The sequence below is a fragment of the Legionella massiliensis genome (assembly GCF_000756815.1).
Taxonomy (GTDB): Bacteria; Pseudomonadota; Gammaproteobacteria; order Legionellales; family Legionellaceae; genus Tatlockia; species Tatlockia massiliensis.
The window spans coordinates 1,387,493-1,410,203 of the sequence record NZ_CCVW01000001.1; the positions used below are offsets into that span (position 1 = coordinate 1,387,493).

The following is a 22,711-nucleotide window of genomic DNA, read 5'->3' on the forward strand; positions in this document are numbered from 1 at the left end:
GTGGGTGTAATAGGTCAGCTTTTTAGGCACTAAGTCCCGTCATTGCGAGGAACGTAGTGACGAAGCAATCTAAAGTTCGGAGCCCTGAACCATGGATTGCTTCACGCCGTTCGCAATGACGGCGTTTTTTAAGAGATAGTAAAATGCCCCTTGTTATCGTAACTACCAGAAAAATATGGGCAGCTCCACATATTTACACTGTTTATCTGCACAACAGGACTAGATACCCAAGAAATGAACGCCGTGCATATTTTCCCAGAAGGATTGAAGCCATCCATTATCTCTAAGTTAATTTGACCACTACTCAGACTAGGCGTTGAATTTGAAATGTACTGAATACATGACGTTTGGTTAGTATCGATAGGGTTCGTCGGGCCGTAATTGCCCCATACATTAGGTATGTCAGGTTCTACATTAATAGCTAGCTTAGATTTATTCACTATATAGAAAGATAATTGGCCAAGTTTAGTCGGACAATTTACTGCGTAGGCACTAGAGGAAAGAAGCAGAGCACTACTAACAGCAAGCACTATTTTTTTTAACAACATTCCATACTGAACCTCCATGTCTTATAAATAGAAATTTATTGTAATAGGTCACACCTCCCTCCACCTCGTCATCCTGAGCGCAGCGAAGGATCTCCGGGATTGGCACTGTGCCCCATTCGGGAGATCCTTCGCTGCTCAGGATGACGTGCTATGTTAGGGTAACGGACTGACCTATTACTATTTATTCTCCATGAAACCTAGTAATTCATTTCCTAACCCGCATCGACCAAAATTTTACAAATTTTATCTTCTAACTCTTTGTATTTTGCTGAGGGCTCTGTAAAACCATTGATCATGATCGAGAAAATCAAGGTTTGCTTATTTTTAGTCTCAACATAGCCTGCTAGTGAAGTCACCGCTGTCTCTGAGCCTGTTTTGGCATAGATTTTACCCCTGGTTTCCGGTTCATTTAAGCGGTCTTTAAGGGTGCCATCTACACCGGCAATCGCCAGTGATGAAATAAAGCTAGAAGATTCAGGGGAAAGGAAGATTTTTTGTAATAAGTAAACGATTTGCTCTGGCTTTAAAAAATTATAACGCGATGCGCCGGCGCCATCGATGAGCGTTGTTTTGGGTAATTTGAGTTCTAGAGTTGTGGACAGGATAGCTCGCACAGCTTTATTGCCATTGGTATAGCTTCCTGCTTCATGAGCATAGTCTGCTCCCATTGTCTTAAATAAAGCATCCGCAATCGTATTATCAGACTCCTTTAGCATCGTAGAAACCATGTCCTTTAAAGGCGGTGAGTCTTGTCTTGCGAAGGCTTTGGGGAAGGCATCAAATTTTTTAAATTCAATTCCACCAGCCAAGCTGATTTGATTTTTCTTTAGCGAATAATTTAATAAGGAACGGATGTTTTCACGGGGGCTACTAATTGCCATCTCAATAACCTGGGGTTTTGCTTTATCTAAGATACAGCCACTGAGGGTATAGCTGGATGAGTCTGTTCGCTTGACCTTTACCTGGCAATTTTTCGTTTTGTCAGAGCTTGTTACAACTTCATTGATGAACTTCATCGTTTGTGGATAATCAGGCAATTCAAGTTTGGCTGGTTCGCCAGCTTTTGCTGCGGGGTTAAGCGTAGCTGTCACGCAGTTATGATTGATTATCAGGCTGCTCATTGGTGAACCCCAGCAGAAATCCTGATCGTCCCAGGAGGATCCTGGGCTAAGGGTCATTTGATCAAAGGCGCTGTCATCTATAATGGCCTGTCCCTTAATGTGGCGGATGCCTGCTTCTGAAAGGGACTCGATCAAAAATTCAAATTGAGGAACAGTAAGGGTTGGATCCCCGGAAAATTGCAGGTAAATATTGTCATTTAAAGTGCTTTTCTTAATTTTTTTATAGTCTGCAAAAAGCTGGGTATGGTAGCTAAAGTCAGGGCCTAAGTAGCGTAAGGCGGCAAAGGCTGTAAATAACTTTTGATTCGATGCTGGCATGAAATAGCGGTCAACATCTTTTTTGTAAAGTACTTTGCCAGTTTTGGCATCTTGCACAAAAACGCCAACATTTATATTTTCACCAAAATCAGTTAAAACTTTGTTTATTTTCTCAGCAAGTATTTCTGGATCAATTTTCTGTTCAGCATAAGTCGCTGTTACGAAAAGGGAAAACGATAGTATAAGCCCCTGCAAAACGTTTTTTTTCATATCCAGTATTTCCCCTGTTATTTTCGCCGAATCCTTGAAATAGGAATAAAGGTTTCCGTTCCTGTACCCAAACGGCGTTGCTCACCCTTCCAGGCATGACCATAGACTACCTCATAACTGAGGGGGTATTTTCCTTCTGCTGTACATAAGGTTTGATAAGCAGATTCAAAATGCAGCCATGACTGTTTTCCTGTTAAGCCCTTATTACGAGACTGATTGATATTGCGAACACCCTGTGCTTTCAAATTTTGTAATAATTGCTTCAAACTAGCATAGTGTACTGTTAATAATTCCATATCAACAACTGGATCGAGAAAATGTTCTGCTAAGAGATGGTCACCAATATCATGCATATCGATAAAATCATTGGCATGGGCATGCTGATCTGCTCTAAGCCAGGCTTGTTTCAATTCTTTAAAGGTATCTGGGCCTAGGGTTGAAAACATCAGACAGCCATTGAAATTCATCACCCGATTGAGTTCCTGAGCTAGATTAGCGAAGGATTCTGACCAATGAATGACCTGATTTGCAAAGATAAGATCAAAACAGCCATTAGCAAAGGGCAGGTTGGTCATATCGCCATTAACTAAGGGCCATTTTCGTCGCCATCCTTGTTTTTTTCTGGCTTGTTCAAGCATCGCTGTCGATAAATCCAGGCCGATAATTTCTGCTTGTGGATATTTCTTTTTCAATAAAAGACTAAAAAGACCAGTACCACAGCCTAAATCTAATACGTAGCGAGGCGTGATTTTCAGATAATGCAGCCGGTCGAAGAGGCGCTCACCAATTTCGTTTTGTATTTTGGCGGCCTGTTCATATTCAGAGGCATGTTTGGTAAATGCGTTGCAAATTTCGATTTTCAGATTCATCATGAGCAAGAAATAAATTACAGGAAATCCAACGCTCGTGCGCCAGAAAATTGCCAGTATATCACAGATGCTGCGATTGCCTTCGATCTGTGTACTTTGCCAACAATATCATCGTCAACAGCTAGCCGTTTGTGAGTTATGTAAGGCTTCTCTCAAGAAAATTGGCCCGGCTTGTTACTATTGCGCCCTCCCTTTACCAGATGAAAAATTCTTGGTATGTGGGCTTTGTAGTAAAAAACAACCGGTGATTGATCATACATTGACAGCCTATCTTTATGAGGATCCACTAAGAGCTTTACTACATGACTTCAAATATAAGGAAGCCCTTTATCTGCGAAGTTTCTTAGTGGATTTGATGTTAGAGGCTTTACCAGAGCAGGCTTTATTACAAACAGAATGCTTGGTACCAGTTCCTTCTCACCCTAGGCGTATACGTGAACGCGGTTTCAATCAAGCCGCTGAATTGGCCAAAATGTTGGCTAAAACGCTGGGACTTGTCTGTGAATTAAATCTCTGTAAAAAGATAATTCATACCCAACCGCAGGCCAGTTTGAATAGTAAAGCACGCCGGCGTAATCTGCGTCAGGCCTTTCAGGCAAAGACAAAAGGTTATCAACATATCACCTTGGTCGATGATTTGTTGACAACAGGTAGTACGGCTAATGAATTAGCTAAAGTGCTTAAGCAGCAGGGTGTTTCGCGGGTTGATCTCTGGTGTTGTGCCCGTACGCCATAAGCCCTAATGGATAAACCGCTGTAAATCATTCATAAGCAATTGCACCAGAACTAAGGCAAAAATTATCACAGCAAAGTTGTGTAATAAAATTTCAAAGGCGACCGATACTGGTTGACCACGACATTTTTCAACAAGCGCATAAACAATTGATGCACCATCCAGGCCAGGAACAGGAAAGAGATTGACCAGACCTACCGAAAGGCTAAAGGAGGCAATGAAATAGAGAAATACAGCGATTCCCTGAAGAAATGAGCTGATCGAAGCGCTAAATATGCCAAGCGGTCCAAGCAGAACAGAGAAGGGAATGACCTTGGTTAATAAGAGTTTGAGCATAATTAGAAAAAAATGAAGTAAATACAATACCTTAACTGTTGCTGCATGCATAGCTGAAAGGAGTGATTGGCCAGCAACCCGCTCCAGATGTGATTGGTTTGCTACAGGTATGATCCCAATTGCGGTTAGCAAGGATTTGTCTTGTTTTGTATAGCGCCATTTTTCCAAATCCAGATTAACCTGATGTGCTTCCCCCTGAGAGTTAGACAATAAAACAGGAACCTCCGATTTGCCAACGACCATAATAAGTCCTATACCAACCTCTTGCCAGGAGTTTGTTTTTTGGCCAGCAATGGCAACAAAGCGTTCATTGGCTTGAATTCCTGCCTGAGCAGCGATACTTTGCGGCATGACCTCTTGGATATAAGGTGCACGTTGCTGATAGCCAAGCATATACATGAACGTGAGGGCTAGAAGTGCTGTAAGCAGATTTGCTAGAGGGCCGGCAAGCAGAATAAGGCAGCGTTGCCAAATAGGTTTTTTATCGAAGCAGAGGTGAAATTCGTTTTCGGGGACAGGTTCTATGCGTGAATTGCGCAGTTGCACATAACCGCCCAAGGGCCATAGTGACCAAGCCCATTCTTGTCCCGCTTTATCTTTCCGTGAAAAGAGAGTCTTACCAAAACCAATTGAAATACGTTTAATCTGTACCCCAAACAGTCTGGCAACTATCGCATGCCCAGCCTCGTGAATGCCTATTACTAAAAGCAAAGTTAATACAATAGCAACTACCGCAAGAACCATAAAAGACTCCAAGAGTGGACGTATTATCGTGTGTTATCTACTACTAATTGCAGCATAGGTTTCCCTTTTCGTCCATCTTGTCCATCCAGCTCGTACCCATTTCTATAAACACGGAAGGTGCGATAGGCGCGGGATGTTTCACTATCGATTAATTCCACATCATCTCCTTGGTCATCAACAAGGGTAACAGTCAGGTATATTTCGCGAAATTGGCTAATTTTATAACGTTCTTTGAACATGCGCAGAACGGATAACAAACTTTCCGCTGCTTCTTCACTATTATGTTTGCCTTGAAAAATGATGTCCATTGCTGCCCCTCATCAGGATAGTTATTGCACATAAGTGCTTTGTCCTTTTATCGGCATTTTAAAGAACACCTTGAGTTTTAAATTGACAAGTACGCTCAAATTTTATTTTAATTGACTTATTATCTTTAAAAGGTTGTTTTGCAATATTTTCGCGCATTGGTTAAATTAATATCCCAATTGAATTTGCAGACAATCGCAAAGGGCTATAATTTAGAACAAACTGATTAATTATTTCCCTTTGCTTGTGTTTAGGAGTGGTTATGGAATTTGTCAGTCGCTATGTTGCTCATCAACCTGATGCTCAGGGCAGAGTTGAATACTCTAAGGAAGAACACCGTATCTGGCAAATTCTTTATGAGCGCCAGATAAAGATCGTTCAGGGTCGAGCCTGCGATGAGTTTTTACAAGGTCTGGAAAGCCTGGGTCTAACTCCCGAAGGTATTCCCCAATTACCTGATATCAGTGAACGGCTAGCCGCTATGACAGGTTGGCGGGTTGCACCAGTTGCAGCGCTAATTTCAGCGCGCGATTTTTTTGAGTTATTGGCGGAACGCCAGTTCCCTGCAGCAACCTTTATTCGCTGTGAAGAAGAAATTGATTATGTTCAGGAACCAGATATTTTTCATGAAATTTTTGGCCATTGCCCAATGTTGACTAATCCTGTTTATGCCGATTTTGTTTGTACCTATGCCCGGAAGGTGTTGCAATTTCCTGAAGATAAATGGCCTTTGTTGCAACGTCTTTTCTGGTTTACCGTTGAATTTGGTTTAATCAAGACAAACGAAGGAATGCGTGCTTATGGTGGGGGAATTCTTTCTTCAATCAGTGAGACTGCTTATTCCGTCGAGAGTGATGTGCCGATGCGGGTGATCTTCGATCCAGTAGTCGCTTTTCGCACACCTTATCGTATTGATATGTTACAGCGAGTTTATTTTGTAATTGATAATTTCCAGGTGCTTTATGATTTTGTAGAGTCTGATATTGATCATGAAATGGAACGCGCTAAAGAGCTTGGGGAGTATCCGCCCGTTTTCCCGATTGACAAGAATAATCCAAGTATTCATATTTTGGCTTGTTAGAAATTGAACACAAAACAGATATACCCAAGTAACTTCAAGATGCATGGTTTTATGCGATTCGATTTTTTGTCCTGAGAATTCTTTAAAAATGAGTAATAGCCAGATCTATTGCGAGTTTTTAAAGAATTCTCAGGACAAAAAATCGATAGCAGAAACCATGCATCTTAAAGTTAATTGGGTATATAGCCTGTATTTTCACAATGAGTGTAATTGTAATGCTGAATCAGTCTTGCTAATATCGATGTACGTTTTGTGTTCATTGGCCCTGTAGTCAAGGAGCATCGCTTGATAAAAGTTCTAATTGTTGATGACCACGCTTTGGTGCGAATGGGAATTCGACGATTACTAGATGATTTACCCGATATGGATGTAGTTGCTGACGCTGAGAGTGGCGAGCAGGCATTGGCTTTGGTGAAATCGCATAAGCCTGATGTTGTGTTGCTCGATATGAAAATGCCGGGTATTGATGGTTGGGAAGTTACCAGACGTCTTAAAAAATCTCACCCCCAGGTTAAAGTCATTGCAGTGACCGCCATGTGTGCTGAACCCTTACCTACTCGTGTTCTGCAATTGGGTGCCATGGGCTATCTGACTAAAGAGTCAGGAGCTGAAGAAATGGCGGCCGCAATTCGTAAGGTTGCTAAGGGTGAAAAGTATTTAAGTGCTGAAATCGCGCAAAAGATGGCTATCAATAGTTTGGAAGCCGTGCAAGACTCTCCTTTCGATTCGTTATCAGAACGCGAGATGCAGGTCATGCTGATGATTACTAGTGGTATGACTGTGCAGGATATCGCTGATAGATTGTTCCTAAGCTCTAAAACCATCAATGGCTACCGCTACCGCATGTTTGACAAGCTGGGTATAAAAAATGACGTCGAGCTTACTTTCCTAGCGATGAAACATCGAGTAATTGAGCGCCCGAATGATGAGTTGCATGATGAGGGATAGTTGGTTATTCCCCTTTGCCCCTTAGGGGCTTGCCATTAAGTTAAGGAAGGTTTTGTCATTCCCGCGAAGGCGGGAAACTATTTCTAGCTAAGCACAGTGCCAATGTAGAGATGGTTTCCCGCCTTCGCGGGAATGACAAATGCTCCTAACTTAATGGTAGTGCCCTTAGGGTAGAAGGGGAAATACCATTAAGTATGTAGCCTGGATGCAGCGAAGCGAAATCTGGGAGCAGTGGTACGACTTCCCGGATTTCGCTTCGCTGCATCCAGGCTACGGTTCTATAATTTAATTAAGACTTAAAGCTTTATACCTATTCCTAGGCCATGAATGATATAAAACCAACAGATCTCTCTATTTTCCTCGCAAACCTTACCTCTGATCCCGGTGTTTACCGCATGTTAGATGCTAGGGGGACTGTTTTATATGTTGGTAAGGCCACTAATTTAAAAAAACGTGTCTCTAGTTATTTTAATAAGCAAAATGCCGGCGCAAAAACACGCTCCTTAGTTAGTCAGATTGTGGCGATTGAAGTGAGTGTAACTCGCAGTGAAACTGAAGCCTTGCTTTTGGAAAGTAGCCTGATCAAATCCTTGCGACCTAAATATAATGTTCTGCTGCGAGATGATAAGTCTTATCCCTATATCCATGTTAGTTCCAATCACCCCTTTCCAAGGATGGAGCTTTATCGCTCCAAGAAGAAGCCACAGAAGGGGGAATTTTATGGCCCTTACCCTAGTGTAGCCGCAGTGCGCGAGACTTTGAGTACAATTCAAAAGGTCTTTAAGATTCGCAATTGCTCTGACAGTTATTTTAGTGCCCGTTCTCGCCCCTGCCTGCAATACCAAATTAAACGCTGTACAGCGCCCTGTGTATCCTATATTTCAGCCGAAGACTATCAGCAGGCGGTTAAAGATGCAGCTCGCTTTCTACAAGGTAAATCTCAGCAGATTCTTAATGAGTTAGCTAAGAGGATGGAAGAGGCTGTAGCAAAGCTTGCCTTTGAAGAGGCAGCGATTTTACGTGATCAGATAAAAAGCTTACGCTTGATACAAGAGCAACAAGCAGTCATTCAAATGAGTGGGGATGCCGATATTATCGTGATTGATGCGCGTCCGGGTTTTGCTTGTATCCAATGTGTGACTGTCCGTGATGGCCATGTTTTGGCAAGCCAAAGTTTTTTCCCTTCTGTACCCAAACAACATTTTAATGAAGATGACGAGAGTTTGTGGTTACAGATTTTTGAAGCCTTTATTGCTTACTACTATTTAGATACGCCAGAACGCATTCCGGCAGAGATTATAACCCAGGAAAAAATGACGGAGCAGACTACCTTTGCCGCAATGCTCAGTGAATTGCGCGGCAAAATTTGCCAAATCCGCACTAAACCGCGCGCCGTGAAAGCACGTTGGCTAGATTTTGCTCTTAATAATTTAAATCAGTCCGTTGCCGATCATATCGCTTCCTCGACGACAATAAAGATGAGGTATCAAGCTCTGACCAACTTATTGAATTATCAAGACAGTATTCAGCGTATGGAATGCTTTGATATTAGTCATACTCAAGGTGAGGCGACTGTCGCTTCCTGTGTCGTGTTTGATGCAGAAGGGCCTCGCCGAACAGATTATCGACGTTTTAATATCAACAACATTACTCCTGGTGATGATTATGCCGCTATGGAGCAGGCAATTTTTCGCCGTTTTAAACGTTTATTGCAGGAGCAACATTTACCTGATGTACTTATTATTGATGGCGGTAAAGGTCAGGTTGCCGTGGCTCAGCGAGTTTTAGATGAATTGCAGATTGAAGGCGTTATTCTTTTAGGAATTGCGAAAGGGCCTGATCGGAAAGCAGGCTGGGAGCGGTTGATTTTAGTGGCTGAAAACAAAGAAATCACCTTGCCAGCTGATTCCCCAGCCTTGCATCTCCTGCAACATATACGCGACGAAGCTCACCGCTTTGCAATTACGGCCCACCGCAAAAAACGACAACATGCAGGCCTTGATTCCTCACTAGAAACGATTGAAGGAGTTGGACCTAAGAGACGTCAGGCCTTGTTGCGCCGCTTTGGTGGTCTGCGTGAATTGGCTAAGGCGCCTATTGAGGAACTAGTGAAGGTCGAGGGCATTAATAGTGAGCTAGCTGAACGTATTTTTGAGCATTTTCATTCCAACTAAATGAGGTTGCGAGCTATTAGCGAGCAACAGCAATCCCCCCCCCTGTTATCTATCTCTTTTTTGCACACAAGCTAAACTTTTTAAACAGATGACCGAAATAAACTTTAAGCATGTCTTAAAAGATAAGCACTCAAGAAAGAAATTTTACATTTAAGCATGCTTTTTGCATTGCTAATAATAAATAAAAGAAAGAGGGAATCACGATGAAAAAAATAATACTAGTGATTGCATTGATGTTCCAAGGTACCTTTGTTAATGCTGCGAGTTATTTTGGTACCGCGCTTTGTGCATACGCCGATTATGAATGTATAAAGGTAGGTCCGGGACAAACCTGGGAGAATTTGTTTCCCGATGAGCAACAGCGTGATGTCGTTCAACGTTTGAACCGTTCTTATAATAATTTATGGGCGGGTAAGGTCATTGTTGTTCCTCGTAATCTTGCTAACAAAACACTTCTCGACTTTGCTCCTTTTCCACTGACAATTAATCCTGATGGTGAAAAGCAAGTTGTTGTTGATCAAGATAAATTAGCTTGGGGAGCCTATGATGTTGAAGGAAAATTAGTCAAGTGGGGCCCAATTTCGTCAGGAAGAGATAAATGTCCAGATAGCGCTAGATCTTGTCGTACAATGACAGGTATATTTCGTTTCTTTAGTAAAGAAAACTCGAATTGCCGCTCTAACGTGTATCCCATCGGACGTGGGGGTGCAAAAATGCCTTTTTGCATGTATTTTCATAAAGGATTTGCTTTGCACGGCTCACCTGATATACCTGGATATCGCGCAAGTCACGGTTGTGTAAGGATGTTTACCCGTGACGCTGAGTGGTTAAACCGTAGCTTTGTGGAGTTATCTAATGAATCCAACAAGTTTACAGGTACTAAAGTTGTGATTCGCCCAGTCCTGACAAAAGAGAGCCAACAACAATGAAAACAACTATCAGAACAAATTTAGGCCGAGCGTTCTTACTATCACTGTTAGCTCTAGGCGTTGCAAATGCCGCAGTGGAGAATCTAGAGAAGAAGGATAAAGAGAAGGACGATAATAAGCCACCTATTGGTTGTCGCAATGTAGGGTACAAGTTCGAATTAGAAACCTTGCATTTGCTGCCTGGTGAAAATGATGGTGATAGCCAATCCATGTTTGTGGTCCACAATCTGCTAACCCAACCAGTTAATCTCTTTCAGATGCGTAGCGATGAAAGTTCGAGGAGTACCTACTTAAATCATGTACTAGGGGCTCGTGAGTGGGGTGTCTTATCCACTAGCGAAAAGCTAGTTCGGTTTATTTGCACCGTTGCTGATAAGAAATCGCTTTATGGCAAAGTGGTAGATTGTTCGCAAAGCTTGCAAGTTTGTGAATATACTAATGTTCGTTATGGTTTGAATAACCGGGGAAATTTCTGGCTCGCTAACTCCAGTACTAAAGGTGGTGCGTCAAGTGCAATAGTGCACTACGGCATTATTCCTGGGAACTAAAACTAAAAAAATCGGTTAGCTGGACAATATTGATGTTGTAAACAAAATAAAGAGGGGATTCGCCATGAAATCATTCGTACCATGGTTTTATTTGGTTGCAGCCACAGGAAGTGCTTATGCTGTCAGTGGGGTTGATGCCTACCGCCAAGGTAATTATCCATTAGCTGCGCAGACACTGATGAGCCAGTCAGGCAAAGATCCGGTTGCTGATTATTATTTGGGGCGAATGCGTTTATACGGTTACGGCCAATTAAAAAATAATACCCTAGCCCTGCGTTATTTCAGACAGGCAGGTGATAAAGGGGTTTTACCTGCCCAACAATTCCTCGCTAAATATTATCTTTTGGAAGAGAAGAACCCGGAACAGGCGCTCGTTTGGTTTAAAAAGGCTGCCGCTTTAGGTGATACGCAGGCACAGATGTATTGCGCTGCGGCTTATCTCTACGGGTTTGGGGCGAAAAAGAATGAAGATACCGCAAGACAATATTTCATTGAAGCCGCCAAAAATGGTAACGCCATCGCGCAATATACCCTGGCTGAGCATTTCATAAATACGCGAAATCTAAATAGTAAGAAACTGGGGGTAATTTGGCTATCAAAAGCAGCAGCTCAAGGTGATGTTAATGCTGAAGCCAAATTAGGCCAAATGTATGTTAGCGGCGATGTTGTCACCCGTGACAATGAGAAAGGGCTTGAACTTCTGGTTAAAGCTGCCTCCAAAAATTCCTATGCAGCGATGGTTGCTCTTGGTGAGCTGGCTGTTAAACAAAATCAATTGGATACAGCGAAGGATTGGCTTACAAAGGCCGCAGATATTGCTGGTACGGATCCCCAGGCAGAGTTAGCCTTAGCTCGGCTTTACACTGATCCTAAGTCTACCTTATTCAACCCCAAAACTGGTTTTATGTGGACTCTGCAAGCAGCGCAGAAAGGGGCTAAACCTGCGCAGCAAGCACTGTCTGTTATGTATAAGGATGGAAAAGGTGTTACAGCTAATCCGCAGTTAGCTGAGCAATGGTTACAAAAAGCCAATGAGAAAACAGTCGATAAAGAGCCTGAGGTTGCTGCTGAAGTGGAGGTTGTGCGTTGGTTATCTAATGGTAAGGCCAATAATTTTGCGGCTGATAACTATAGCTTGGGTGGTATTTACTCAGCTTGGCAAAATTCAGGTTCTTTAAAAGAAAATAACTACAATACTGCGCCAAGAATGGAGACAATTACTCGCTCTGAACTCTATAAACCTAACTTTACAATGGCTCAGCCACGGGATATTCCAATCAATGACTATTTTGATTTGATAGCCCCCACGCTAAATGCTGAGCATACTGCGAATTGGACTTTCCCCCGTTATCCTTTGAATAAAGATATTGAAGCCTTACAGCAGAATGAATCCTTGGCCGTTGAGCATAAACCTCGAGAGTCTGTTGTTAATGAGGGTTCACCCTATCCAGAGAATGCTGATCCTAAGAAATTTAATTATATTCAAGAAAAGACCGCAGGTTGGGAGAATAAATCCAATTATCAGGCAGTCTTAAGTCAATTGTATGGTCAGGCGATTTTGGGCGATCCGGCTGCACAATTTGAAATAGGACAATTGTATCAATACGGTATTGCTGTAGTTAAAAGTCCACAACAAGCGATCGCTTATTATCAATTAGCTGCCGCTCAGCAAGATCTACGTGCTGAATATAATCTGGGTATGATTTACCTTGAAGGCCAAACCGATCCTGTAGATTATAAACAGGGGCTTAATTGGATGACTGATGCCGCATTCAAAGGCAATATTTATGCGCAGTATGTCCTGGCGAATATTTATGATAAGGGATTTAAAGACGCAAGTGGCAATGTTGTTGTAGAACCTGATATGCAGCAGGCTTTGGCGATGTATTATCTTGCTTCTTCGAATGGTTATGGCCCAGCTGAATACCGCTTGGCTGATTATCTGGTCAAACAAAAACAGTCTGGATTAAGTATCGCCGCTAAACAAAATCGTGAGAAATTAATTAGACGCCTTTACCAGGGGGCGGCTAACCAGGGTGTTGCTGAGGCAGAACTTCCCTTAGCCTATTACAATGCAATGGATAGTTCTAATCCTGACAAACAAAGCAAGGCCTTTGCTGTTGCAAGGGAAGAAGCGAAAAAGGGTAATAGCGAAGCCGCGCTCTTACTCGGTATTATGTTTGAACGAGGAATTGCTGTAACCACTAATCAGATTGAGGCAATGTATTGGTATCAACAAGCCTCTTTAAACCCAGTCAATGCTTTTATTCTTGGTACTTACTATAGTGAGGGTGTTGGTATCGCTAAAGATGTTGAGAAGGGTAAGGCGCTTTTGCAACAATCAGCTGATGCTGGTTTCTCCTATGCAAATCTTAATCTGGCTGTGCTGAAAGAGCAGGCAGGTGAAGATTTCCTCCCTGATTTGGACAAGGCTCGTACTGCTGGTAATAGCACCGCAGGTTTATTATTGGCAGATTATTACTTAGCCCAAGCTAGTGATCCTGAGAAAATGCAACAAGCTCGGGAAATTTATGATTACTTTGCCGAAAAAGGAGATAAGGATGCTCAGGTAAAACTCGGTTTCCTCTATGATACCGGACTGGGGGGCGAGCTGAATTATGATATAGCTGCTAAATGGTATGATGCCTCTGCACAACAGGGACAACCCGTTGCGCAATTCCTCTTAGGGCAGCTCTATCAATTAGGCCGAATTGGTAAAGAGCCAGATTATGCTGAAGCTAAGAAATGGTATGCAGCAGCTGAGAAGGCTAATTCTAAAGCAGCAGTAGCCCTTGGTTTCATCTATGACACAGTTGATGATGACTATGCCAAAGCTGTCGATAGCTACCAATTGGCTGCTCAGCAGAATGATGCTACTGGTCAATTTGATTTGGGCCTGATGTATGCGGAGGGTAAAGGCATGCCGGTAAACTATCCCAAAGCTATCGAGTACTTTACTAAGGCTGCTGATCAGGGATATAGCGAGGCAGAAACCCAATTAGCTGAGTTGTATTTTAACGGCCAGGGTGTTGGACGAGACCAGCAGAAAGCCTTGCAGCTTTATCGTAAATCTGCAAATACAGGAGATGCTCACGCACTCTATCAACTCGGCCTGTTATCTGAAACTGGCGTTGCAACCAAGCTGGATTACTCAGCTGCAGTTAACTTCTATACCCAAGCTGCTGCAAAGGGTAATGAGAAAGGAAAACTTGCACTTGCACGCATGTATCAATATGGCTTAGGGGTTGGTAAAGACGCTGAGCAGGCAAAGAATTTTTATGGCGAATTAGCTGCAAATAATAATGCCTATGCTCAGTATCAACTAGCTCTAATGTTGTTCAATGCATCTGTTGACCGTAAATCGGATGAAGGCAAACGCTTGTTAGAGCAAGCTAGTGCAAATGGTAGTCCACAAGCTCGCAAAATGTTGCAATGGTTGAGTGCACAACAACAAGAAAGGGTTAGCTTCATTGAGCCAATTGCAATCAATCCTTCACCAGTCTTGGCTAAACAGCCTGCAGATTTGATGTATTTCGACGCGCTCTCTGAGTGGAACCGCGGGGATGAGGTTTTATCCAGACAGATTTTAAAACGTCTGATGACTCAGTACCCACAATTTGTACCAGCAAAGCGCACTTATGAGCAATTGAACCAACAACCTACCACTCTTTCAGTGGTTTATAATGAGGCTAAACCTGAGTAATTTACTCAGGTTTAGCTTTGGGTAATTGGGGTAAATATCAGGAAAAAAACTTCAAACCAGCAACCCCTTCCGCTCTGCGAAGGGGTGAAGGGAAAGATCAAAATAACGTAGCCTTGGTGCAGCGCTGAGTGATCCTAACATTTTTTAATCAAAGTATCATTTAGATACCTATATGAACATTAATCAGTTATTTTGACTTATATGAGTGTCGTTGCCGCCTACGCGGGAATGACACACAAAAGAACAGAAAGAACTTATATGGCACATGCTTTCTGTTTAAAAAAATGCCAGGATTCCTCAGAGCGCAGCCTAATCAAGGTTTTCCTTCGTGCATTATGAAGAAAACCCATCCGCCCTACGGGCACCCTTCCGGGTATAAAGGTGTAAATCACGTATACAGCTAAATAATTACTTAAGGTTTGCTTCATAAAGTAGACGAATTGCAAACAAAGTAATAGTAGAAATGAAACAAGAATTAACGACACTGGCTAATGTTGATATCAGAGCCTTCCCAAAAGAAAAAATAATCAACCCTTTAATGACTGATATTACCATTGGTGATTTGCATGCCAATCCCTTGTTATTACTTAATCACCTGGTTCGCAGAGGAATTGTTGATATTTCCCCTGAAAACTATGAGGCCTTTGCCAAGATCTACACTCTTCCAAAGCTACAACCGAAATTGGGTAATGTGTATACCTCGGAAAAAGCGCCCATTTTTTCAGCAGATAATAAGAAAGAGGATTTAGAAAATATCTATGCCCAATTTAATCAAATTGTTGGGCAAATTACTGTTATTGATAAAAAGACTCTCTTTCGTTTAATTGGTGATGAGCTCGTTGATCGCGGCATGAGTGATTATTTTGTATTAAAACTACTCCAAAGGCTGGATAAGCAAGGCGCAAATTTCGAAATAATCCCATCAAACCACGGTATTGAATTTGTTGAAGCATGCGAGAAATTTGCTCAAAATGGTAACAAGCTGGTGGCAGCAAGAATTAAGAATGTTGCTCATGGTAATTCCTTTGTAGCCTTACAAGAGTCCATAGAGGCTGGAGCAATTAAGGCTGAAGAAATATTAGATATCTACAATCAGTCCTATAAAAAGCATCTAAAACTAATATCATATTCTCTCGACAAAGAGGGTAATGAAATTCACATCTTTAGCCATGCAGGAATAGGCCTAAATCATATTAGAGGGCTTGCTGAAAAATTTGGTGTACCCTATTCAGCGCGTAATGCAGCTGATTTGGCAAAGACTATTGATAACATTAATAAACAATTTGCTCTTAAAGTCGATGCAAATGAAGTACATACGCTTTATTCGGATGAAATGATGTATAGGGGGTATACTTCGAAGGCAAAATATAATGTCAAGGATGAGGTGATTGCGGCTATCCTTTGGGGCAGAGTCTATTCTGACTTAGAAAGAGAATCTACCGATTTTATCGTAAAATTTATTCATGGGCATGATGACGGCGATAGAGATCAGACTCACCTCACTTTAAATGAGAAATTAGGGCAATTTGCAAATTATAGGGGTGATCTTAAGTTTTATAGTACAGACGGCCAGCATGAAGCACCAACTAATTATCTTGAAGAAATTAGTATTCTTAAGCAGAAAGTTAATTTGCTGCAAACAGAAGTTGATGAGCTAAAAACCACCAACTCTGCATTAGAAAAAACGCATAGCCACTTGAACGCTCGATTGAGTGAAGCAACAAGACTGCTTGTTGCGAATGTAAAACAACATTTAGCAACTAAAGATGAAAGGGATCAATTAAATTCACAAAACGATGCATTGCAACGAGAGATTGGTCAACTTAAACAGGAAAATGCGCAATTAAAAATTGACTCCGATAAGGCAGTGCAGGAACAAAAGTCTTTAGCGAATGAGCAACGGCGTATTGTTGCAGAGTTGCTTACAATAAAAGAGTTAGATTGTGCCAACCTTATCGCAACAAAGCTAATCCCATCAAGTACAACCTATTTCCTCCACCTGGTTGAAGAAGCGAAACAGCTAGATTCATCTGTTAGGATAAAAGACTATCACCAAGATTTCCCTACATTTAAAGGGGAGGTGGCAGATAAAGAAAGGTATGAAAAAATTGGGGAAAAGTACAAGGCTATGCAGCGATTATTACTCGCTTTGACTGATACAAAAAATAACCCTTTACCCAGTGAGCGTATTACTAAATTTTCTGAATCTTTAGCCAATCATAATGCTCAGATTAAGGAGTATCGTGACTCCGCATGGATTCATTATTCTAAAAGCTGCGCAATTGCTATCGGAATTGTTTGTACTGGGATAATTCCTGGAATTATAGCTCTACTTGCTTACTCGTCGTATAAAGGTAAGTCATCATCCTTGTTCTTTGTCAAGAGTATTGGGGAAGAATATGTGGACACTATGGATGCCTCTTTATTAAATTCTCCTATTTCAGTCGGTGCTGGTTAGGAGCACTAAGTTAAGAATACCCCCTCACCTTCTCCCCAAGGGAGCGAGGAGAGCCTGATTTTTCCCTTCTCCCCAGACCTGGAGAGAAGGTGCCCAAAGGGCGGATGAGGGGATAGTTTAACTATGCTTCCTTACAGCCTGCGCTTTTAAAACTATGTAGCTGTGCTAGAGGCAGCATAACTTGCCTGCTTACGCTCTTCCTCTTCCTCAGTATTACTATCATTATCAGCATCTATCAAGATAGGTGATAAGAGTCTGAAGCTTTGGTAAGAAGGTTGGGCAGTAGTTGCTTTGTGTTTGACTTTTATAGGAGCAGCACCTAGCACAGATTCTAAAATCTCAGGGAAGTGCTGCAAAATTGGGTTTTCTGCTGGATTTATGCCGTGGCTTGCCAAACATTTTGTGATGAGTGTTAAGTTATTGCGAATCCCACTTTCATGGGCATCGCCTCGGCCGCCCATTGTGCCACCAAAGTAGAGCCCCTTTTTACCCTGTAAATGATGCATTGCCTGTTCACATTCATAATAGCTGCGATCCATTGTCGCATGCCTGAACTTAGCAACATGGAGAACATTTGCTGGCATTTCTTGACCTGGTAAGATCCATGATTTTTTCACATCTTCTTTATCATTTTTAAAGGCTTTGACCATAGTGTTTGATGCTTGATCAGTCTCAGGATTATAGTGGGTATTTGCCACCGTTCCATCTTTGAATACAAATTTAGGATCTTGGTGGTGGACTATAGTGGTATCAAAAAATTTAACCTCATATAGCATTCCTATTAAGGTCTGAAACTCATCATCCTCTATCTTAGAAAGGAGTTCTCCTGTTGCATAAGCGGGTGTAGCTATAATGACATCGTCAAAGACGACAGGCTGATCGGTGTCATCAGTGACCAAGGAGCCATCACTACGTTGCAAGTGGTACTTGGTTTTTCCATCAATTTCTATAGGTATCACATGTTCAATTGGGGAATTTGTTTGTACTTTGGTTCGTGAGCTTAATTGTGCCAGCATTTTCTCGAAATAGCTGTGTATACCTTCAGGAATATCATACCAATTTCCCTTAACCTCAAGATAATGCATAGCATAATGGGCGCAGAAATTCTTTATCTTTGAAACCTGATGCAAACCCCAGCCAGCAGCAATTAAGGGATAGAGAATGTTCTCAACAAAGGCTCTACGTTGTTCCTGTACTCTTTTTATTTGCACCTTATTGATAAAATGTTCGGCGAGTTGTTCGAGAGTCATGACCTCTGATGGCTTTAATGCTTTATGTTTGGCTAATAGGATCGCATCTCTAGGTACGTGTTTATCTTCCTCGCTGAGCTCTAAGTCATAAGCTTCATCAATGATCGTTTTAAGATCTATCAAATCAAAGAAATGATCCCAGAGGGTAGATAGCGAAAGATGTTTACCTGTGGTTGTAGAGCTTTTTCCAAGGCCAAAACAGGAAAAAAAACCACAGCTAGATGAGGATGCTGCTTCTTTATCGTAATAGGGTTCAAGGGGCGGTAGCGTCAGATGTTCGCCAGTGACCTCATTATAAAAACTCATGGTTAATGGGAAGGGCACCCTTTTGACACCCAGAATATCAAAAACTCGATGAGTATCTCGGTATGATCGTTCAGGTATCTCAGGATCAGATTCGTCACCCCTTGGTCCAATGAATTCAGCACCTGCTTCTCTAGGTTGGTCTGCAAGGATAGGGCTTTGAACATTTCCCCCAACCTCTGATTCTTTCTCAAAGGCCCACACTTCGACCTCTGGACTGGCATCAGCAGCCCAGACAGCTGTGAGCCCTGTACCTAAGCCGATAGTTGCAATTCTGGCTTTTATTTGTTTTTTTTCTTCGGCAGAAGAAGATGAAGATGATGAGCTTCCTGGCATTGTTTCGTCCTTTTAACAATGTGAAAAATATTATCCTAAACTAAAAATTGCTCAAAGAGAAGGGTATCTGTGCAAAGAGTTGGTCAATTGTTAAAAATATAGAAAAAAGATATTTATTCATGAGGATGTTGGTAAAAGTTTTTATTTGAGCGCAGGTTCTGAGGAAAAGACAAAGAAATGCGCAACATAGCTGGCTATCGTAATAGGTTTCCCCTTGCATTCTGTCATCCTGAGCTGAGGTATCCCCACGAATTTGAAATTCAGATGTATGACTAAAAAAATGTATGTTAATCGCATAAGTTGATCTATTTTTCTGTCATTCCTGCGCAGGCAGGAATCTATCTCCCAAACAGAGTGATGGCCTCTGCTTGAGAAATGGATTCCCGCCTACGCGGGAACGACATAAGAAAGAGCATAATGATTTAATAAATGACTATTTTTTGAGTTACAAATTCGTGGGTATACCTCAGATCCTGAGCGCAGCGAAGGATCTCCTGAATGAGGCGCTGTGCTAATCCCGGAGACCCTTCGCTGCGCTCAGGATGACGGGCTATTACAGGAATAGGTGTGAACGTATAAAAAAAGAACCGAGTCAGTTAGCACTGACTCGGGTGTTTACGGACTTAGAGCGAACGGAAACGCTGGGTTAAGCTGCCATGGCTTTAACGCGCGCGCTTAGGCGGCTTTTGATTCGAGCTGCTTTATTTTTGTGGATTAAGCCTTTACCAGCTGCTTTATCAATAACTGGCTGTGCTTTTGCATAGGCGGCACGTGCAGCTTCTTGATTACCGGCTTCAACGGCTTTAAGAACGTTTTTAACGTAAGTGCGGTACATAGAGCGTGCACTAGCGTTATGTTGACGCAGTTTTACGTTTTGTCGAGCACGTTTGATCGCTGATTTAATATTTGCCACTTAAAAATCTCCACTCATTCGGATTTCACAAAAAAACGTGATCATGCCTAATGCATCAGAATTTGTCAATATAAACTTGAAGTTAAACAGCTATATTTTCCAGTAATAAAATCGCCAAAAACCCTATGAAAAAGCAGGTGGTTATCAATGGTGTTTCTTCATGTTCGTGAGCTTCTGTTAATAACTCCTCGGTAACTAGATAAAGTAGGGCTGCGACGCCAAAGGCTAGAATACCATCGGTAATTGCTGTAGGAAGGCCAGACAATAGCGCTGCTCCTAAAATACTGCCAATTGGGATTAGTGCAGCAAGTATGAGAGTTAAGACGAGCCGTGTTTTGACACTGACCGCGCGGGCACCCAAGGTTGCTGTGGTTGATAAGCCTAAAAACAAGATTTCCATGGCCAGAGCAATCGCAATCAAAATTCCTCCGCGAGCACCAGCTAAAAACGAAACGCCAATTAGAATGCCATCGATTAATAAATCGATGCCGACGGCGGAAATTAAACCGAGAGAAATACCTGTTGATTTTTCTTCATTTTCTGTGAGTTTTTCGGAAACCTTTTTGAGGAAGAGCATGCTAATTACGCCAAGGCTAAAGCCAATGACTAAGGCAATTGGTGCATTGTCTGCACCCAATTTGGGAAGCAATTCTTTGGCGACGGCTGCGAACACAACGCCAGCAGCAAAGTGTTGTGTTGCACTTGTGAGTTTGGAGCCTGGTTGATAAATAGAGGCAATCGCACCGCCAAGAATCATACCTAAGGCAGGAAGCAACGAGTAAAGTGCAATGCTGGAAATAGCTGGGGGCATCATCAATCCATGTTTGAGAATTTTTTTTAATTTACCCCTTCCGTTGGTTTCCTGCAAATTTTGAGTAAAAGCGCGAAATCTTACAGCTTGATTGCAGGATCTCAGTACTATTAAGGCACTCGAATCCCCGCGGCATCGACCCATAGGTATCTACACAAGTGTCTGTAATAGGTCATGTCCCTCCTTGTCTCAACATTACGTCATCCAGAGCGCAGCGAAGGATCTCCTGAATGTGGCACCGTGCTAATCCCGGCGATCCTTCGCTGCGCTCTGGATGACGTAGCGTTGGGGGGACAGGGCGTTTAATTACAGACACTTATTATAGATACCTATGGGCATCGACCGCGGGGTCCAGTGCTGGTGTGAGATACATGGATCCCGCGGTTAAGCCGCGGGAATTCGGGGATGTTTAATTTTTGTCCCATACAAAAGCAGAAAATATGCATTTTGGAGTTAATTGGGTATATCATAGGGCAATCTTTATTATTATCTTGAAACTATGTCTGCGATTGAAACCATGGTACCTAAACGACAAAGTTTGTTGCGCTCTACCTCCCTCGTCTCCTTGTTGACCCTCATTTCGCGGATGGTTGGTTTTGTCCGTGATATGCTGATTGCCCAATTTTTTGGAGCCCAGGCTGGGATGGATGCCTTTTATGTCGCGTTTAGAATTCCTAATTTTATGCGTCGACTTTTTGCAGAAGGTGCCTTTTCGCAAGCTTTTGTCCCGGTTTTGGCTGAATATCAGCAAACTCGAACAGTTGATGATGTCCGTCTTTTTATCGCTCGTATAGCCGGACAGCTAGGTGTAGCCCTTTCTATCGTTACAGTCATAGGTATGCTGGCTGCGCCCATTATTATTTTTATCTTTGCGCCAGGATTTGGCGAGCATAGTACTCGTTCAGTATTAGCGACAGAAATGTTGCGCCTGACCTTTCCCTTTCTGATGCTGGTCTCAATGACAGCGATGGCAGGAGCTGTTTTAAACACCTATGGTTATTTTGGTATTCCTGCTTTTACACCGGTTATTCTCAATATTTGCATGATCCTGGCAGCAATTTATCTTAGCCCCCATCTTGACCAGCCAGTGGTAGGCTTAGCCTGGGGGGTACTGATTGCGGGAATTGCGCAGTTTTTATTTCAAATTCCCTTTCTTTATCATCGACGGCTATTAGTAAAGCCTAAAATGGGTTGGTCTGATCCTGGGGTCAGGCGGGTTTTGAAGCTGATGGTTCCTGCTTTATTCGGTGTTTCAATTGCCCAGCTTAATCTGATGGTCGATTCGATTTTTGCTTCGTTCTTGAAAGTAGGCTCTGTGACCTGGCTCTATTACACCGATAGGTTGACTGATTTTCCTCTAGGGGTTTTCGGAGTTGCGATAGCAACTGTGATTTTACCCCATCTGTCGCGGCGTCATGCAGAGCAGAGCACTGAGAACTATTCCCGGGCTTTAGATTGGGGATTACGGACTCTACTGATGATTGGTATTCCTTCAGGCTTAGGCCTGGCAATGTTTTCCATGCCGCTGATAGCGAGTTGTTTTACCTATGGTGCCTTTACTGTTAATGATTTAATCCAAACGCAAAAAAGTCTGATTGCCCTGGGTTCTGGCGTGCCTGCTTTTATGATGGTGAAGGTACTCGCCTCTGGTTTTTATGCCAAGCAAGATATTAAAACGCCAGTAAAAGTAGGGGCGATAGCGATGGTTGTGAACTCTATTCTCTGCGCTTTTCTGATTTGGCCTCTGGCACACGCTGGGCTTGCATTGGCCTCAGCCCTGGCTGGTTATATCAATTGCGGAATTTTATTAGTTCTGTTAATTCGCCGTGGAATTTATCAACCTCTCAATGGATGGTTGAAATTTACACTACAATTATTATTTGCCAATCTTGTTATTGCGGTCTACCTCTATATGATGATTGGTAGTATGGACTACTGGCTAGCTTATTCTGCTGTGATGCGTTTGCTGTTAGTCATAGCCCATGTGTCAGCAGCTGTGCTTATCTATTTAATAAGTTTGCGTCTGGCTGGCGTGCGTTTCGCACAATTTCGCGGTCAGATGAAGGAGTAAT

Annotated in this window: 17 protein-coding genes; 9 read left to right on the forward strand and 8 right to left on the reverse strand. The window is 42.4% G+C overall.

Annotated elements, in window-relative coordinates:
* Positions 1-128: 128 nt before the first annotated feature.
* From BN1094_RS06010 to bioC, 3 genes are all read right to left on the reverse strand, one after another.
* Positions 129-548, reverse strand: coding sequence for a hypothetical protein (locus BN1094_RS06010; protein ID WP_043873378.1), 420 nt, complete (start codon positions 546-548; stop codon positions 129-131).
* A 212-nt stretch (positions 549-760) separates the two neighbouring features.
* Positions 761-2,197 (reverse strand): D-alanyl-D-alanine carboxypeptidase/D-alanyl-D-alanine endopeptidase, encoded by a 1,437-nt coding sequence (dacB, locus tag BN1094_RS06015; RefSeq protein ID WP_043873379.1) that lies wholly within the window; start codon positions 2,195-2,197, stop codon positions 761-763.
* A gap of 17 nt (positions 2,198-2,214) precedes the next feature.
* Complete coding sequence (gene bioC / locus BN1094_RS06020; RefSeq protein WP_043873380.1) at positions 2,215-3,066, reverse strand: malonyl-ACP O-methyltransferase BioC; 852 nt, start codon at positions 3,064-3,066, stop codon at positions 2,215-2,217.
* A 37-nt stretch (positions 3,067-3,103) separates the two neighbouring features.
* On the opposite strand from bioC, the gene BN1094_RS06025 reads away from it, so the two are divergent.
* Positions 3,104-3,802, forward strand: a complete 699-nt coding sequence (locus tag BN1094_RS06025) for a ComF family protein (protein WP_043873381.1) — start codon at positions 3,104-3,106, stop codon at positions 3,800-3,802.
* Between the two features lie 3 nt (positions 3,803-3,805).
* Here BN1094_RS06025 and BN1094_RS06030 read toward each other — a convergent pair whose 3' ends face one another.
* Positions 3,806-4,879: a M50 family metallopeptidase gene (locus tag BN1094_RS06030; RefSeq protein ID WP_043873382.1), complete on the reverse strand. Its 1,074-nt coding sequence runs from the start codon at positions 4,877-4,879 to the stop codon at positions 3,806-3,808.
* Between the two features lie 23 nt (positions 4,880-4,902).
* The gene (locus BN1094_RS06035) at positions 4,903-5,187 is read right to left on the reverse strand and encodes a hypothetical protein (RefSeq protein ID WP_043873383.1); all 285 of its coding nucleotides are present in this window, start codon (positions 5,185-5,187) and stop codon (positions 4,903-4,905) included.
* 260 nt (positions 5,188-5,447) lie between these two features.
* Between BN1094_RS06035 and phhA the strand changes: the two genes are divergently transcribed.
* From phhA to wip, 7 genes are all read left to right on the forward strand, one after another.
* A complete protein-coding gene (phhA, locus tag BN1094_RS06040) occupies positions 5,448-6,266 on the forward strand; it encodes a phenylalanine 4-monooxygenase (protein ID WP_043873384.1) in 819 nt (272 codons plus the stop codon).
* Positions 6,267-6,551: 285 nt separating this feature from the next.
* On the forward strand, positions 6,552-7,214 hold the full coding sequence (letA, locus tag BN1094_RS06045; protein ID WP_043873385.1) for a two-component system response regulator LetA: 663 nt from the start codon (positions 6,552-6,554) through the stop codon (positions 7,212-7,214).
* 323 nt (positions 7,215-7,537) lie between these two features.
* On the forward strand, positions 7,538-9,388 hold the full coding sequence (gene uvrC / locus BN1094_RS06050) for an excinuclease ABC subunit UvrC (protein WP_043873386.1): 1,851 nt from the start codon (positions 7,538-7,540) through the stop codon (positions 9,386-9,388).
* A gap of 203 nt (positions 9,389-9,591) precedes the next feature.
* Positions 9,592-10,317: a L,D-transpeptidase gene (locus BN1094_RS06055; RefSeq protein ID WP_043873387.1), complete on the forward strand. Its 726-nt coding sequence runs from the start codon at positions 9,592-9,594 to the stop codon at positions 10,315-10,317.
* Complete coding sequence (locus tag BN1094_RS06060; protein ID WP_043873388.1) at positions 10,314-10,865, forward strand: hypothetical protein; 552 nt, start codon at positions 10,314-10,316, stop codon at positions 10,863-10,865. The genes BN1094_RS06055 and BN1094_RS06060 overlap by 4 nt, the downstream gene beginning before the upstream one ends.
* A 64-nt stretch (positions 10,866-10,929) precedes the next feature.
* On the forward strand, positions 10,930-14,568 hold the full coding sequence (locus tag BN1094_RS06065) for a tetratricopeptide repeat protein (protein WP_043873389.1): 3,639 nt from the start codon (positions 10,930-10,932) through the stop codon (positions 14,566-14,568).
* A gap of 463 nt (positions 14,569-15,031) precedes the next feature.
* A complete protein-coding gene (wip, locus tag BN1094_RS20205) occupies positions 15,032-17,026 on the forward strand; it encodes a Dot/Icm T4SS effector Wip (RefSeq protein ID WP_099908972.1) in 1,995 nt (664 codons plus the stop codon).
* 152 nt (positions 17,027-17,178) lie between these two features.
* Here the strand turns inward: wip and BN1094_RS06075 are convergent, their stop codons facing one another.
* From BN1094_RS06075 to BN1094_RS06085, 3 genes are all read right to left on the reverse strand, one after another.
* A complete protein-coding gene (locus tag BN1094_RS06075; RefSeq protein ID WP_043873390.1) occupies positions 17,179-18,915 on the reverse strand; it encodes an NAD(P)/FAD-dependent oxidoreductase in 1,737 nt (578 codons plus the stop codon).
* Positions 18,916-19,561: 646 nt separating this feature from the next.
* Positions 19,562-19,828, reverse strand: a complete 267-nt coding sequence (gene rpsT / locus BN1094_RS06080; RefSeq protein ID WP_043873391.1) for a 30S ribosomal protein S20 — start codon at positions 19,826-19,828, stop codon at positions 19,562-19,564.
* Positions 19,829-19,910: 82 nt separating this feature from the next.
* Positions 19,911-20,639: a ZIP family metal transporter gene (locus tag BN1094_RS06085; protein ID WP_043873779.1), complete on the reverse strand. Its 729-nt coding sequence runs from the start codon at positions 20,637-20,639 to the stop codon at positions 19,911-19,913.
* Positions 20,640-21,138: 499 nt separating this feature from the next.
* Between BN1094_RS06085 and murJ the strand changes: the two genes are divergently transcribed.
* On the forward strand, positions 21,139-22,710 hold the full coding sequence (murJ, locus tag BN1094_RS06090) for a murein biosynthesis integral membrane protein MurJ (RefSeq protein ID WP_043873392.1): 1,572 nt from the start codon (positions 21,139-21,141) through the stop codon (positions 22,708-22,710).
* Position 22,711 lies beyond the last annotated feature (1 nt).

Excerpts from the sequence above, each read along its gene's own strand:
- BN1094_RS06010 (WP_043873378.1), bottom strand. The coding sequence starts at position 548 with ATGTTGTTAAAAAAAATAGTGCTTGCTGTTAGTAGTGCTCTGCTTCTT.
- dacB (WP_043873379.1), bottom strand. The coding sequence starts at position 2,197 with ATGAAAAAAAACGTTTTGCAGGGGCTTATACTATCGTTTTCCCTTTTC.
- bioC (WP_043873380.1), bottom strand. The coding sequence starts at position 3,066 with ATGAATCTGAAAATCGAAATTTGCAACGCATTTACCAAACATGCCTCT.
- BN1094_RS06030 (WP_043873382.1), bottom strand. The coding sequence starts at position 4,879 with ATGGTTCTTGCGGTAGTTGCTATTGTATTAACTTTGCTTTTAGTAATA.
- BN1094_RS06035 (WP_043873383.1), bottom strand. The coding sequence starts at position 5,187 with ATGGACATCATTTTTCAAGGCAAACATAATAGTGAAGAAGCAGCGGAA.
- phhA (WP_043873384.1), top strand. The coding sequence starts at position 5,448 with ATGGAATTTGTCAGTCGCTATGTTGCTCATCAACCTGATGCTCAGGGC.
- uvrC (WP_043873386.1), top strand. The coding sequence starts at position 7,538 with ATGAATGATATAAAACCAACAGATCTCTCTATTTTCCTCGCAAACCTT.
- BN1094_RS06055 (WP_043873387.1), top strand. The coding sequence starts at position 9,592 with ATGAAAAAAATAATACTAGTGATTGCATTGATGTTCCAAGGTACCTTT.
- BN1094_RS06060 (WP_043873388.1), top strand. The coding sequence starts at position 10,314 with ATGAAAACAACTATCAGAACAAATTTAGGCCGAGCGTTCTTACTATCA.
- BN1094_RS06065 (WP_043873389.1), top strand. The coding sequence starts at position 10,930 with ATGAAATCATTCGTACCATGGTTTTATTTGGTTGCAGCCACAGGAAGT.
- wip (WP_099908972.1), top strand. The coding sequence starts at position 15,032 with ATGAAACAAGAATTAACGACACTGGCTAATGTTGATATCAGAGCCTTC.
- BN1094_RS06075 (WP_043873390.1), bottom strand. The coding sequence starts at position 18,915 with ATGCCAGGAAGCTCATCATCTTCATCTTCTTCTGCCGAAGAAAAAAAA.
- BN1094_RS06085 (WP_043873779.1), bottom strand. The coding sequence starts at position 20,639 with ATGCCCCCAGCTATTTCCAGCATTGCACTTTACTCGTTGCTTCCTGCC.
- murJ (WP_043873392.1), top strand. The coding sequence starts at position 21,139 with ATGTCTGCGATTGAAACCATGGTACCTAAACGACAAAGTTTGTTGCGC.